12 protein-coding genes are annotated in these 14,144 nt (G+C 72.5%); 9 read left to right on the top strand and 3 right to left on the bottom strand.

Annotation, left to right across the window (positions count from 1 at the left end):
• The first annotated feature begins 187 nt into the window (after window positions 1–187).
• Window positions 188–2,620 (top strand): chitinase C-terminal domain-containing protein, encoded by a 2,433-nt coding sequence (locus tag ACFUK0_RS30075; RefSeq protein ID WP_380255621.1) that lies wholly within the window; start codon window positions 188–190, stop codon window positions 2,618–2,620.
• Between the two features lie 95 nt (window positions 2,621–2,715).
• Here ACFUK0_RS30075 and ACFUK0_RS30080 read toward each other — a convergent pair whose 3' ends face one another.
• Both ACFUK0_RS30080 and bcp read right to left on the bottom strand, forming a co-directional pair.
• On the bottom strand, window positions 2,716–3,363 hold the full coding sequence (locus ACFUK0_RS30080) for a hypothetical protein (RefSeq protein ID WP_380255611.1): 648 nt from the start codon (window positions 3,361–3,363) through the stop codon (window positions 2,716–2,718).
• A 206-nt stretch (window positions 3,364–3,569) separates the two neighbouring features.
• Window positions 3,570–4,046, bottom strand: coding sequence for a thioredoxin-dependent thiol peroxidase (gene bcp / locus ACFUK0_RS30085; protein WP_380255612.1), 477 nt, complete (start codon window positions 4,044–4,046; stop codon window positions 3,570–3,572).
• Window positions 4,047–4,186: 140 nt separating this feature from the next.
• Between bcp and ACFUK0_RS30090 the strand changes: the two genes are divergently transcribed.
• The 3 genes from ACFUK0_RS30090 to ACFUK0_RS30100 all read left to right on the top strand — a co-directional run bounded on the left by ACFUK0_RS30090 (window position 4,187) and on the right by ACFUK0_RS30100 (window position 6,294).
• On the top strand, window positions 4,187–4,537 hold the full coding sequence (locus ACFUK0_RS30090) for a DUF3618 domain-containing protein (protein WP_380255613.1): 351 nt from the start codon (window positions 4,187–4,189) through the stop codon (window positions 4,535–4,537).
• A 194-nt stretch (window positions 4,538–4,731) separates the two neighbouring features.
• Complete coding sequence (locus ACFUK0_RS30095) at window positions 4,732–5,034, top strand: GroES family chaperonin (RefSeq protein ID WP_380255622.1); 303 nt, start codon at window positions 4,732–4,734, stop codon at window positions 5,032–5,034.
• 84 nt (window positions 5,035–5,118) lie between these two features.
• Complete coding sequence (locus tag ACFUK0_RS30100) at window positions 5,119–6,294, top strand: winged helix DNA-binding domain-containing protein (RefSeq protein WP_380255623.1); 1,176 nt, start codon at window positions 5,119–5,121, stop codon at window positions 6,292–6,294.
• Between the two features lie 3 nt (window positions 6,295–6,297).
• Here ACFUK0_RS30100 and ACFUK0_RS30105 read toward each other — a convergent pair whose 3' ends face one another.
• The gene (locus ACFUK0_RS30105; protein ID WP_380255614.1) at window positions 6,298–8,619 is read right to left on the bottom strand and encodes a transglycosylase domain-containing protein; all 2,322 of its coding nucleotides are present in this window, start codon (window positions 8,617–8,619) and stop codon (window positions 6,298–6,300) included.
• A 277-nt stretch (window positions 8,620–8,896) separates the two neighbouring features.
• On the opposite strand from ACFUK0_RS30105, the gene ACFUK0_RS30110 reads away from it, so the two are divergent.
• Genes ACFUK0_RS30110 through ACFUK0_RS30130 form a run of 5 tightly spaced genes read left to right on the top strand, consistent with a single transcriptional unit; the run spans window position 8,897 to window position 14,028 of the window.
• Complete coding sequence (locus tag ACFUK0_RS30110; protein ID WP_380255615.1) at window positions 8,897–9,739, top strand: ABC transporter permease; 843 nt, start codon at window positions 8,897–8,899, stop codon at window positions 9,737–9,739.
• A complete protein-coding gene (locus tag ACFUK0_RS30115) occupies window positions 9,732–10,559 on the top strand; it encodes an ABC transporter permease (protein ID WP_380255616.1) in 828 nt (275 codons plus the stop codon). The genes ACFUK0_RS30110 and ACFUK0_RS30115 overlap by 8 nt, the downstream gene beginning before the upstream one ends.
• A 31-nt stretch (window positions 10,560–10,590) precedes the next feature.
• Window positions 10,591–11,550 (top strand): ATP-binding cassette domain-containing protein, encoded by a 960-nt coding sequence (locus tag ACFUK0_RS30120; RefSeq protein ID WP_380255617.1) that lies wholly within the window; start codon window positions 10,591–10,593, stop codon window positions 11,548–11,550.
• Window positions 11,551–11,594: 44 nt separating this feature from the next.
• Window positions 11,595–12,926, top strand: a complete 1,332-nt coding sequence (locus tag ACFUK0_RS30125; RefSeq protein ID WP_380255618.1) for a DUF445 domain-containing protein — start codon at window positions 11,595–11,597, stop codon at window positions 12,924–12,926.
• 58 nt (window positions 12,927–12,984) lie between these two features.
• Window positions 12,985–14,028 (top strand): adenosine deaminase, encoded by a 1,044-nt coding sequence (locus ACFUK0_RS30130; protein ID WP_380255619.1) that lies wholly within the window; start codon window positions 12,985–12,987, stop codon window positions 14,026–14,028.
• The last annotated feature ends 116 nt before the right edge of the window (window positions 14,029–14,144 follow it).

Genomic DNA, 14,144 nt, shown 5'->3' on the forward strand with positions numbered 1-14,144 from the left:
AGACCTATTGACCTGAGTGGTTCAGACCACATAGCTTCAGCGCCAATCTTGCACATCCCCCACGTGCGTGCTCCCCACAGGCACGCGCCGACACTCTCTCCTGGAGGACCGAGTGTTGAACCGAAGCACTGCCGAGGAGCGTCCCACCGCTCCCGGCCGACAGAAGAGCGCGGGCGCGAAGGCCGGTCTGGCGACGCTCGCCGCCGCCGGTCTGGCGGGTCTGCTGGTCGCGACGCTCGGTGCGGCGCCCTCGCAGGCGTCCGCCGCGGTCGACAACCAGACCTGTCGCCCCGACGGCCTCTACACCACGCCCGGCGTGGACGTCCCGTACTGCAGCGTGTACGACGCGGCCGGTCGCGAGAAGATGGGCGCGGACCACCAGCGCCGCATCATCGGCTACTTCACCGGCTGGCGTACCGGCAAGGACGGCACGCCCGCCTACCTGGTGAACAACATCCCCTGGGACAAGGTCACCCACCTCAACTACGCGTTCGGCCACATCGACGGCAGCAACAAGCTGTCCGTGGGCACCGACGGCCCGAACAACGAGGCCACCGGGATGACCTTCCCCGGCGTGGCCGGCGCGGAGATGGACCCGACGCTCCCGTACAAGGGTCACTTCAACCTGCTGACCAAGTACAAGAAGCAGTACCCGAACGTGAAGACCATGATCTCGGTGGGCGGCTGGACCGAGACCGGCGGCTACTTCGGGGACGACGGCAACCGGGTCAACTCCGGTGGCTTCTACTCGGTGACCACCAACGCCGACGGCAGCGTCAACCAGGCCGGCATCGACACCTTCGCCGGCTCGGCGGTCGACTTCATCAAGAAGTACGGCTTCAACGGCGTCGACATCGACTACGAGTACGCGACCTCGATGAAGGACGCGGGCAACCCGCAGGACTGGACGCTCGCCAACGCCCGGCGCGGCGCGCTGGCCAAGGGCTACGCGGCGCTGATGAAGACGCTGCGCGAGAAGCTCGACCGGGCCGGTGCGGCCGACGGCAAGCACTACCTGCTCTCGGTCGCGGCGCCGTCGTCCGGCTACCTGCTGCGCGGTATGGAGACCTACCAGCCGGCGCAGTACCTGGACTACGTCAACATCATGTCGTACGACCTGCACGGTGCCTGGAACAAGTACGTCGGCCCGAACGCCTCGCTGTACGACGACGGCAAGGACAACGAGCTGGCGTCCGCCAACGTGTACGGCACCGCGCAGTACGGCGGCATCGGCTACCTGAACACCGACTGGGCGTTCCACTACTTCCGCGGCGCGATGCCGGCCGGCCGGATCAACGTCGGCCTGCCGTACTACACCCGCGGCTTCAAGAACGTCACCGGCGGCACCAACGGCCTCTGGGGCACCGCCGCCGCGACCACCTGCCCGGCGGGCGCCGGTCTGACCGCGTGCGGTGACGGCGCGGTCGGCATCGACAACATCTGGAACGACAAGGACACCGCGGGCAAGGAGTCCCCGGCCGGGTCGAACCCGATGTGGCACGCCAAGAACCTGGAGAAGGGCATCGTGCCCGACTACCTCTCCAAGTACGGCCTGAGCGACACCGCCCTGCAGGGCACCTACACCCGCAACTACAGCTCCAGCCTGGTGGCTCCGTGGCTGTGGAACGACACCAAGAAGGTCTTCCTCTCCACCGAGGACGAGCAGTCGGTCGGCGCCAAGGCCGACTACGTCGTGGACAAGGGTGTCGGCGGCGCGATGATCTGGGAGCTCGCGGGCGACTACAAGTGGGACGCGGCGGCCAACGGCGGCAAGGGCGAGTACGTCCAGGGCTCGACGCTGACCTCGCTGATGTACGACAAGTTCAAGGCCGCCACGCCGTACGGCGCGACCCGCTCGACGATCGCGCTGCCGCAGCAGACGCTGCCGATCGACGTGACCTACACCAACTTCGCGCTGGGTGACTCCAACTACCCGATCAACCCGAAGCTGCACATCGTCAACAACTCGACGCTCACCCTGCCGGGCGGCACCGAGTTCCAGTTCGACTACAGCAACTCGGCCCCGGGCAACGCGAAGGACCAGTCCGGCTTCGGTCTGACCGTCATCAAGCAGGACAACCCGGGCACGGGCAACGTGGGCGGCCTCAAGGGCACCTACAACCGCGTCTCGGTGAAGCTGCCGGGGTGGCAGACGCTGGCCCCGGGCGCGTCCGTCGACCTGGACTTCACCTACTACCTGCCGGTCTCGACCCCGTCCAACTGGACGGTCAACGTCGCCGGCACCCTGTACGGCCTGGCGGGCGACCTGACCCGCGGCGCGGCCGGTGGCGGTACCACCACCTCGCCGAGCCCGTCGGCCACCGCCACGGCCTCGCCCTCGGCGACCGCCACGGCTTCGCCGACCGCGACGGCCACGGCCACGGCTTCGCCGACGGCCACCGCCACCGCGACCGCGTCCCCGACGGCGACCGCGACGGCCACGGCCTCGCCGACCGCCGGCAGCTGCACGGCGCCCAGCTGGGACGCGGCGGCCACCTACGCCACCACGACCAAGGTGTCGTGGAAGGGCCACCACTACAGCAACAAGTGGTGGACCAAGGGCGAGGACCCGACGACCACCGGTGCGTGGGGCGTCTGGAGCGACCTCGGGGCCTGCTGATCGGATGACAGCGGCTCACTGAGGTGAGAGACGGCGGTGGCGGTGCACCCGGTCGGGGGGTGTGCCGCCACCGCTTCGTCATGGGCCGGCCGGTCCTACTGCTCCAGGTCGCCGCGCATCGCGGTGAACAGGGCGGCGGCCTCGGGGAGCGTGGTGCGGGGGAAGAGCGCGACGGCTGCGGTCGAGCCGTCGGCCCAGCCGCAGATCACGTCGGTGGTGGCCGCCTCGGGCAGGCCCAGGCACTCCACCGACCCGCCGAGCGGGCCCGAACTGAAGGCCTTGCCGGTGCCGGGGGTGCCGGTGGAGCCGCTGTCCAGCGCGTAGTCGATCAGGCCGCGCCAGAGGTGCTCGCGGCGCTTGTTCGGGTCCTCGGGGACGCCGTCGACCGCGACCAGCAGGATCCGGCGGCCGGTGGCCTGCCCGGCCCGGTTGTAGTTCGCGACGACCAGGTTCATCCCGGGCTGCATCTCGCCGGGGTCGATCGCCACGTCGGAGACCGCGCCCTCGCCGGTGTACCGCGCCAGCCCGCCGGCCGTCTTCGCCGCCGTGACCTGCCGCTTGCTCGCCGGGGGAACGGCGGCGGTGGCGGCCGGCGTGCCGGTGGCCGCGGCCGGGGCGGTGGCGACGGGTGCGTCGGCGGCGTCGACGGAGTTGTCCGGCTCGCAGGCGGTGAGCGCGAGCGCGACGGCGACGGCGCCGACGGTGAGGGCGAGGCGGGTGGAACCGGGTCTGTGGCTCTGCACGGTCACTCCAGTGGTGGTGCCAGTGGGCCCGGGCTGCTGAGCCCGGCGTGGCAGAACCCTAGGGGCGTCCGGCCGCCCGCCGACCGGCCTTTATCCGTTCAGGACAGCACCGCTACACATCGGTGACCAAGTCACCGGGAGCGGACGTGCCTCGGACGTGCCTCGGGCGGGCCCCGTGCGGGGCCCGCCCGAGGTGACTGCCGAGGTCAGGCCGCCGCGATCTTCAGGTCGCGGAGCAGCTTGGCGACGTGGCCGGTGGCCTTGACGTTGTAGAGCGCGTGCTCGACCTTGCCCTGCTCGTCGACGATGACGGTGGAGCGGATGACGCCGACCACGGTCTTGCCGTAGAGCTTCTTCTCGCCGAAGGCGCCGTAGGCCTCCAGCACCGACTTGTCCTCGTCGGCGAGGAGGGTGACCTTCAGCCCCTCGGTCTCGCGGAACTTGCCGAGCTTCTCCGGCTTGTCCGGCGAGATGCCGACGACGTCGTACCCGGCGCCCCGGAAGACCTCCAGGTTGTCGGTGAAGTCGCAGGCCTGGGTGGTGCAGCCGGGGGTGAGGGCGGCGGGGTAGAAGTACACGATCACCTTGCGGCCGAGGTGGTCGGCAAGCGATACCTGCTTGCCGTCGGCGTCGGGCAGGGTGAAGGCAGGCGCGGTGTCCCCGGCCTGGAGGCGCTCGCTCACGGTGGGTCTCTCCTGGTGCTGGACGGGCGGTCGTACCACCGCAAACATAGACCCTCCGGCAATTGGTGGGCGGCGTCGCGCGTGGCGGCGGGTCAGCTGACAGACTGGGGCGGTCGCAGAGGACAACATCGGTGAATGGGGTGGCCCTAGTGGGCGAGGCGAGCACGAAGGACAAGGCGGAGCGGACGACCGCCCAGATCGAGGCGGACATCGCCCGTACCCGTACCCAGCTGGCGCAGACCCTGGACGAGCTCGCGGTGCGGGTCCACCCGACCACGGTGGTGGCGCAGGCGAAGGCCAAGGCGCTGGCGTCGGTGGAGCAGAAGGCCGGCCGGGCGTACGTGGCGGCCAGTGGTGCGGTGGAGCAGGCGAAGGCGCAGTTCACGGACGAGAAGGGCCGCCCGCGCAAGGAGCGGATCGTGCCGGCCGCGCTGGTCGGCGTCGGCGTGCTGCTGCTGGTGGCGTCGGTCCGCAAGCGCAGGCGCGGCTGACCGGGAGGCCCGCCGGGCGGGCCGCCGCGGGCCGGGTGCGCCGGATGTGCGTACCCGGCCCTTCCGCATGCCGGGCCACCGTCCCGCGGCCGGCCGGGGGCGGGTACCTTCGGGGCGTGAGTACCAACGACGGGCCGGTCCCGCAGGACGACGCACCCCGCCACGACCGGCTGGGCGAGAAGCTGCCGATCAAGATGCTGCACGACCGGGTGCTGGTGAAAACCGAGGGCAGTGAGGGCGAGCGGCGCTCCACCGGGGGGATCCTGATCCCGGCGACGGCGGAGCTGTCCAAGCGCTGCACCTGGGCGGAGGCCGTCGCGGTGGGCCAGAGCGTGCGCGCGGTGGAGCCCGGCGACCGGGTGCTGTACGACCCGGAGGACAAGTTGGAGGTCGAGGTGCGCGGCGCGACGTACGTGCTGCTGCGCGAGCGCGACCTGCACGCGGTGGCCGGGAAGCGCTTCGGCGACGCGGAGGGTTCGACCGGCCTGTACCTCTGACCGGCCTGTACCTCTGACCGCCTTTACGTCTGACCGGGGGGCCGGAAGGCCGGCCCTCGGCTAGGGTCCGGTGCTGTGACCGGTGTGAGCGGCGCCCGCCGCGTGATCAGTGACGAGCAGCGGCGCGCCCGGCTGGGGCTGCGCCACCTCCTGGTGCCCGCGCGGCGGGCGGCGGCCGTGGAGGAGGTCGCCGACGCGCTGGCCGGGCTGCACGCGACGGACGCCGCGACGGTGTACCTGTCGGCGTGCGCGCGGCTCGCGGAGCCGTCGGCGGCGGAGGTCGAGCGGGCGCTGTACGACGACGTGACGCTGGTGAAGCTGCTGTCGATGCGCCGGACGATCTTCGCCGTGACGGAGGACTTCGCTCCGTTCGTGAGCTCCTCGACGGCCCGGGCGATCGCGGCGAAGGAGCGCGCGACGCTGCTGAAGCACCTGCGGGAGTTCGCCCAGGGCTGGGACGAGGAGCGGCTGGCGGCGACCGAGCGGGCGGTGCTGGCGGCGCTCGCCGTCCGGGGCGAGGCGACCACGGCCGAGCTGTCGGCGGACGTGCCCGACATGCGCGAGACGATGCTGATGGCCGCCGGCAAGCCGTACGAGGCCCGGCAGAGCGTCGGCAGCCGGCTGCTGCGGATGCTCGCCTCGGACGGGCACGTGCGCCGCTGCCGTCCGCGCGGGTCGTGGCTGAGCAGCAGCTATCCGTGGGCGCCGGTGCCGCAGTGGCCGGAGCTGCCGGTGCGGGAGGCCAAGGCGGAGGTGGCGCGGCGCTGGCTCTCCTCGTACGGGCCGGCCACGGTGGAGGACCTGAAGTGGTGGACGGGCTGGACCCTCGGCGACACCCGCAGGGCGCTCGCGGACGTCGGGGCCGAGGAGGTCGCGTTGGAGGGCGGCGGCGCGGCGCTGGTGCTGCCGGGCGACGAGGGGCCGGTGCCCGCGAGCGCCCCGTGGGCGGCGCTGCTGCCGTCGCTGGACCCGACCGTGATGGGCTGGCGCGGACGCGACTGGTACCTGCGGCCCGAGGACGTACCGGCGCTGTTCGACCGCGCGGGCAACGCGGGGCCGACGGTGTGGTGGGACGGCCGGGTGGTCGGCGGCTGGGCCCAACGGGCGGACGGTGAGCTGGTGTGGCGGCTGCTCGCGGACGTGGGTGCGCAGGCCGTGACCGCGGTGGAGGCGGAGGCGGCCCGGCTGGCGGGGTGGCTGGGCGGTGTCCGGGTGACGCCCAGGTTCCGGACGCCGTTGGAGCGGGAGCTCGTCGGGTAGGCCTCAGGGCCTGGGTGGTGCGGCGGCGGGGCCGGTGGTCGTGGTGGCCGCCGCCGTGGCGGTGCTGCTGCGGGTGGGGGCGGGGCTCCCGGTGGCGGTGGCGGTCGGGCTGGGGGTCGGGGCCGGGGTGGGGCTCGGGGCGGTGCTGGGCGTCGCCGTGGCGGTCGGCGCCGCGGTCGGTGCCGCGGTGGGTGTCCGGGACGGGCTCGGCGCGGTGCTGCGGCCCGGGCTCGCGGTGGGGTTTTGGGTGGCCTGGGTGTTGCCGTGGGCGGGCTGGAGGTCGAAGCGCTGGACCCTGGTCCCGTCGAGGGCCTCGGTCATGTAGGCCGTCCAGATGTCGGTGGGGAAGCTGCCGCCGTTGATCCGGGCGAGGCCGGCGGTGCCGGCCAGTGACTCCTTGCCGTGGGTTTTCGGGTTCTCCCTGAACAGGCTTACCGCGGTGGCGAGTTCGGGGGTGTAGCCGGCGAACCAGGCGGCCAGGTTGGAGTCGGTGGTGCCGGTCTTGCCGGCCGCCGGGCGGCCGAGGGCGAGGGCGGCCGCGCCGGTGCCGCGGGCGCTGATCACGTCGCGCAGGACGCCGGTGACGGCGTCGGCGGTGCCCCGCTCCAGGGCCGTGGTGGCCGGGTGGTCGGGCAGCGGGGGGAGGTCGGAGTAGCCGGTGTGCTCCAGCTTGAGGACGGACCAGGGGCTCTGGGCCTGGCCGTGGTTGGCGAGGGCGGCGTAGACCGCGGCGAGGTCGACGGCGCTGGGGGTGACGGTGCCGAGCGTCATGGAGGTGTTGGCCGGGTCCATGCCGGGCACGTCGGCGGGGATGCCGAGCCGGATCGCGGTGTCCCGCACGTCGTCCAGCCCGGCGTCCACGCCCTCCTGCGCGTAGACGGAGTTGACGGACTTCACCATGGCCTGGCGCAGGGTGACGGAGCCGTAGTCGATGTCGTCCTCGTTGGGCGGCGCGTACGGGGTGGGGCCGCCGACGACGTCCCGGCCGCTGGTGCCGTCGTAGACGGTCTCGGTGGTGATGCGGCGGCCGTCCTGGGTGGTGGCGTCGTTCTCGATGCCGGCGGCGAGTTCGAGCGGCTTGAAGGTGGAACCGATCTGGTTGTCCTGGCGCAGGGCGTCGTTGAAGGGCTGCTTCGCGTAGTCGGGGCCGCCGTAGGCGGCGACCAGGCGGCCGGTGGCGGGTTCGACCGAGGCGCCGGCGACGCGGACGTCGGTGTCGGTGCCGGGGCGGGCCGCGGGGTCGAGTTCGTCGGAGAGCTGCTGCCGGACGGCGGCGGCGAAGGCGTCCTGCTTGGCCTTCTCGAAGGTCGTGGTGATGCGCCAGCCGCCGGCCTTGAGGGTGGCCGCGTCGACGGTGCCGGTGGCGGCGAGGTAGGTGTCGGCGATGTCGACGAGGTAGCCGCTCTGCCCGCTGAGGCCGGTGACGGGCCTGGGGTCGACGGGTTCGGGGAAGACGGTGGCGGCGCGGACGGCCGGGTCGAGGAAGCCGAGGGTGACCATCCCGTCGAGGACGTAGTTCCAGCGGGCGACGGCCTTGGCGCGGTTGGCGGGGGTGGCGTTCTTGACGTCGTAGGCGCTGGGAGCCTGCAGCAGGGCGGCGAGGTAGGCGCTCTGCGCGGTGGTGAGGCGGGAGACGTCGGTGTCGAAGTAGGCGTTGGCGGCGCTCTGGATGCCGTAGGCGTTGCGGCCGAAGTAGCTGGTGTTCAGGTAGCCGGCGAGGATCTGGTCCTTGCTCTGCTGCTGGTCGACCTTGAGCGAGATGAAGAGTTCCTTGACCTTGCGGGAGATCGTCTGGTCCTGCGTCAGGTAGTAGTTCTTGACGTACTGCTGGGTGATGGTGGAGCCGCCCTGGGTGCCCTTGCCGGTGACGGTGTTCCAGCCGCCGCGGATCATGCCCTTGAGGTCGACGCCCTTGTTGCGGTAGAAGGTGCGGTCCTCCGCGGAGACGGCGGCGTGCTGGGTGTCGAGGGGGATCTGGCCGATGGTGACGTCGGTGCGGTTGACGGCGCCGGTGCGGGCCAGTTCGGTGCCGTCGGCGTAGTAGTAGATGTTGTTCTGGGCGACGGCGTGGGCGTTCGGGTCGGGCACGGGGACGACCAGGTAGAGCGTGACGAAGGCGGCGATGCCGAGCAGGAGCAGGCCGGTGAGGCCGCCGAGGAGCATCCGCCAGGTGGGGATGGCGCGGCGCCAGGAGGGCAGGGCGCGGCGGGCGGCGCGGCGGGCGTGTCGCCGCTGCGCGCGGGTGCCGTGGGCGGGTGCTGGGGCCGGGCCGGGGAGCGGGGGCGGTCGGGTGGCGTCGGGCTGGTCCGCGGGCTCCTGGCTCATGGGGTGATTATGTGCGATTTGATCGGTGATCAGGTGGTTTCTGCGACTCTGCCGGCGCTCGGGTCGTCGTCCGCGCAGGGGGCTAATTCGGCTGCGCAGGGTGACCGGTGGCGCTACGGTGAAAGGTGACAACCCCATAGCGCAGTCAGTGCACGCGAGCTCCGCCCACCGCCCGGTCCACCCCCGGGGTCAGGCCGGTCGGAGCCGGTCGGTCGTGCCCGCAGGGCCGGCCGACCCGGGGTACGACTGCCCCCACCCATGTCGACAAGGAGACAATATGCCGGTATCCGCGCAGGCCGGGCCGCTCCCCGGCGGCGCCGCCGGGCTCTATCTCGCCGTCGCCCGCGGCAGCTTCCGCCGCTACTCCACCTACCGGGCCGCCACCCTGGCCGGCGCCTTCACCAACACCGTCTTCGGCTTCATCCTCGCGTACACCTTCCTCGCCCTCTGGCAGGCCCGCCCCGGCCTCGGCGGCTACGACGCGAGCGCGGCCGTCACCTACATCTGGGTCAGCCAGGCCCTGCTGGTCACCGTCGCGGTCTGGGGCGGCGGCTTCCAGGACGACATCCAGGAGCGCTTCCGCACCGGCGACATCGCCATCGACCTCTACCGTCCGGTGGACTTCCAGGCCTGGTGGCTCGCCGGCGACCTCGGCCGGGCCGCGTTCCACCTGCTCGCCCGCGGCGCCGTGCCGATGATCGCCGGGGCCCTCGCCTTCCGGCTGAGGCTGCCGCACGACCCCGTCGTCTGGGTGGAGTTCCTGTTCTCCGTCCTGCTCGCGGTGGTGGTGAGCTTCGGGCTGCGCTACCTGGTCTCGCTGGCCGGCTTCTGGCTGCACGACTCGGACGGCGTGCGCGCGGTGATGCTGGTGGTGTCGATGTTCTTCTCCGGGATGCTGCTGCCGATCGGCCTGTTCCCCGGTGTGCTCGGCGAGATCGCCCCCCTGCTGCCGTGGGCCTCCCTCGTGCAGGTCCCCACCGACGTGTTCCTGCAACGGCACGACGGTGCGGGCCTGCTCGGCGCCCTCGGCTTCCAGGCCGGCTGGGCCGTGCTGCTGCTCGCGGCCGGCCGGGTCGTCCAACTGCTCGCCACCCGCAGGGTGGTGGTGCAGGGTGGCTGACACCGCACTGCGGCGCGCCCGCTGGGCGCTGCGCGCCTGGTGGCTGATGGCCGGGATGTGGACCAGGGCGGTGATGTCCTACCGGGCCTCGTTCGCGTTGATGCTCGGCGCGAGCATCCTGGTGACCTCGCTCGACTTCGTGGTGATCGTGCTGATGTTCCAGCACACCGATCAGCTCGGCGGCTGGAGCCTGCCCGAACTCGCCTTCCTGTACGGGACGTCGGGCTTCGCCCTGGGCATGGCCAACCTGCTGGTCGGCAGCTCCGACTCGCTCGGCGACAAGATCCGCACCGGAGCCCTCGACACCATGCTGATCAGGCCCGCCCCCGCACTCGCCCAGCTCTGCGCGGAGCGCTTCTCGCTGCGCCGGCTCGGCCGCCCGCTGCAGGCCACCGCCGTCCTGCTCTGGTCGCTCGGCGCACTGGACGTGCACTGGAGCTGGGACCGCGTGCTGCTCGTCCCCGTCCTGCTGGTCTGCGGGACGGTCATCTTCGGGGCCGTCTTCATCGGCGGTGCCAGCTTCCAGTTCTGGTGGGGCGAGGCCAGGGAGCTGCAGAACTCCTTCACCTACGGCGGCGCCACCCTGCTGCACTACCCGCCGACCGTCTTCGCCCGGGAGCTCGTCGCCGGGGTCGTCTTCGGCGTGCCGCTCGCCTTCGTCAACTGGCTGCCGGCCCTGCACATCCTCGGCCGCCCTGACCCGCTCGGGCTGCCCACCGCCTTCCAGTACGCCTCGCCGCTGGCCGCCGCGCTCTGCGTCGGCGCGGCCGGACTCGCCTGGCGGGCCGGCCTGCGGGCGTACCGCAGCACCGGCAGCTGACCCCTCACCAGTCCCAGGAAGGACCCTTCGGATGGCACTGATCGAACTCGACGACGTCCACCGCACGTTCACCGTCCGCGCCAGGACCGGCCGGTTCCGCCGGGAGAAACGCGAAGTCCGCGCCGTGGACGGGCTCAGCTTCAGCATCGGGGCCGGCGAATGCGTCGGCTACATCGGCCCCAACGGCGCCGGCAAGTCCACCACCATCAAGATGCTCACCGGCATCCTCGTCCCCTCCGCCGGGCGGCTGCGGGTGGCCGGCGTCGACCCGGCCCGTGAACGCACCGCCCTCGCCCGCCGGATCGGCGTCGTCTTCGGCCAGCGCACCACCCTCTGGTGGGACCTGCCGCTGCGCGACTCCTACGAACTCGCCCGCCGGATCTACCGCATCCCCGAGGCCCGCTACCGGGCCAACCTCGCGCGCTGCGTCGAACTCCTCCAGCTGGGCGCCCTGCTGGACACCCCCGTCCGCCAGCTCTCGCTCGGCCAGCGGATGCGCGGCGACCTGGCCGCCGCCCTGCTGCACGACCCGCAGGTGCTCTACCTGGACGAACCGACCATCGGGCTCGACGTGATCAGCAAGGGACGGGTCCGGGACTTCCTGCGCGAGGTCAACCGCGAACAGGGCACCACCGTGCTGCTCACCACCCACGACCTCGTCGACATCGAGCAGCTCTGCGACCGGGTCATGGTGATCGACCACGGCCGGGTGGTGCACGACGGCGGCCTGGACACCCTGCACGCCGCCGGGCAGAGCGAACGCACCCTGGTCGTCGACCTCGCGGAGGCCCGCCCGCCGATCGACGTCCCCGGCGCCCGGGTGGTCAAGGTGGACGGGCCGCGCCAGTGGCTGGCCTTCCCCGCCCAGCGCAGCGCGGCGCCGATCGTGGCCGCCGTCGCGGAGCGCTACCCGCTGGTCGACCTGTCGGTCCGCGAGCCCGCCATCGAGGACGTCATCGCGCGGATGTACGCGCACGCCCCGATCGGCTGAGCGGAGCGCACGGACGGGCGCACGGCGCGCGGGACGGGGTGGGGATGATCCCGCGCGCCGGTACGGGGCAGACTGGCGGGGTGAGCGACGAATCCTTCAGTACGACGGGCCGCGGGGTGCGGTTCACCGCGGCCGACGAGGAGAAGAGACGCGGCGTCCGCCGGATGAAGACCATCGCGACGGGCCTGCTGGGTCTCGCGAGCGTGGTCTTCGCCCTGGCGACCTGGGCGAAGGCCTCGGGGGCGGGTGCCTGGGCCGGGTATCTGGCGGCGGCGGCCGAGGCGGGCATGGTCGGCGCGCTGGCCGACTGGTTCGCCGTCACCGCGCTGTTCCGCCGCCCGTTCGGCCTGCCGATCCCGCACACCGCCATCATCCCGACCAAGAAGGACGCCTTCGGCAAGTCGCTCGGTGACTTCGTCGGCGAGAACTTCCTGTCCGGGCACGTCGTCCGGACCCGGCTGGCGTCGCTGGGCGTGGCCCGGCGGGTCGGCGAGTGGCTGGCCGCGCCCGGCAGTGCCGAGCGGGTCACCAGGGAGGCGTCGGCGGCGCTGCGCGGGGTGCTCGCGGTGCTGCGGGACGACGACGTGCAGGCGGTGGTCAGCGAGGCCGTCACCCGGCGGGCCTCGGCGACCTCGGTGGCCGAGCCGATGGGCCGGATGCTCGGCAAGGTGGTCGCCGACGGGGGCCACCACGGGGTGGTCGACCTGATCACCGTCCGGGCGCACGACTGGCTCACCGAGAACCACGAGGACGTCGTCCACCGGGTCACCGAGAAGACACCGGGCTGGACGCCCAGGTTCCTCGACCAGCAGGTCGGCGAGCGGGTCTACAAGGAGCTGATGCGCTTCGTCACCGACATCCGGGACGACCAGCGGCACCCGGCGCGCGGCGCCGTCGACAAGTTCCTGGCCGACTTCGCCGCCGAGCTCCAGCAGGATCCGGAGACCATCGCCCGGGTCGAGCGGGCCAAGGCCGAACTGCTCGCCCGCGCCGAGGTGCAGGACCTGATCGCGTCCACCTGGGCCGCCGTCCGCTCGCTCGTGATGACCGCCGCCGAGGACGAGGACAGCGAGCTGCGCCGCCGCATCACCCGGGGCGTGCGGGACTTCGGCGCGCGCCTGGCGGTGGACCGCAAGCTCCAGGCGAAGGCCGACACCTGGCTGCAGGACGCCGCCCAGTACGTCGTCGACACCTACCGGGAGGAGATCACCTCGCTGATCTCCGAGACGGTCGCCGGCTGGGACGCCGACGACGCGTCCCGCAAGATCGAGGCGAACGTCGGCCGCGACCTCCAGTTCATCCGGATCAACGGCACCGTGGTCGGCGCCCTCGCCGGGCTGCTGATCCACACGGTGGCCGTCGCGCTCGGCGGCTGAGCCGCTCTCGCGTAGCCTGGCCGCACACCGTAGACGCGCGTAGAAAGAGAGCCACACCGTGGTCCAGCCGGACGGGAAGAGCGGCATCGAGGCGTTCATCGCGGGCATGCCCAAGGCGGAGCTGCACGTCCACCACGTCGGATCGGCCTCGCCCCGGGTGGTCGCCGAACTGGCCGCCCGCCACCACGGGTCGAAGGTGCCCACCGACCCGGCCGCGCTCGCCGAGTACTTCACCTTCACCGACTTCGCCCACTTCATCGAGGTCTACCTCAGCGTGGTCGACCTGATCCGCGACGCCGAGGACGTCCGGGCGCTGACCTACGGCGTCGCCGAGGACATGGCCCGCCAGCAGATCCGCTACGCCGAGCTGACGGTCACGCCGTACTCCTCGGTCAGCCGCGGCATCCCCGACGTCGCCTTCATGGAGGCCATCGAGGACGCCCGCAAGTCCGCCGAGAAGGACCTCGGCGTGGTGCTCCGCTGGTGCTTCGACATCCCCGGCGAGGCCGGTCTCGCGGCGGCCGAGGAGACCACCCGGCTCGCCGTCGACCTCGCCCCCGAGGGCCTGGTCAGCTTCGGCCTCGGCGGCCCGGAGATCGGCGTGCCGCGCCCCCAGTTCAAGCCGTACTTCGACCGCGCCCGGGCGGCCGGCCTGCACAGCGTCCCGCACGCCGGCGAGACCACCGGCCCGGAGACCGTCTGGGACGCCCTGCGGGTCCTCGGCGCCGAGCGGATCGGCCACGGCACCCAGGCCGTCAAGGACGCCGCGCTGCTGGACTGGCTCGGCGAGCACCGCATCCCGCTGGAGGTCTGCCCGACCTCCAACATCGCCACCCGCGCGGTGGAGCGGATGGATGAGCACCCGATCCGGCAGATGGTCGACGCCGGCCTGCTGGTCACCGTCAACAGCGACGACCCGCCGATGTTCGGCACCGACCTCAACACCGAGTACGCCGTCGCCGCGCAGCTCCTCGGCCTCGACGAGACCGGCGTCGCGGCGCTCGCGAAGAACTCCGTCGAGGCGTCCTTCCTGGACACCGCCGGCAAGGCCCGGCTGGCCGGCGAGATCGACGCCTACCTCGCGGAGTGGGACAAGGGCTGACCGGGGCGGGGGGGGGGGGGGGGCCCGCCGGCCCCCCGGGGCCCCCCGGGGCCGGGCGCCCCACCGCAGCAGAAACGTTCCCTCCGGCCACGGCTCACCGAACTGAACCCCAGCCC

This window comes from Kitasatospora sp. NPDC057223 (assembly GCF_042669755.1).
Lineage (GTDB): Bacteria > Actinomycetota > Actinomycetes > Streptomycetales > Streptomycetaceae > Kitasatospora.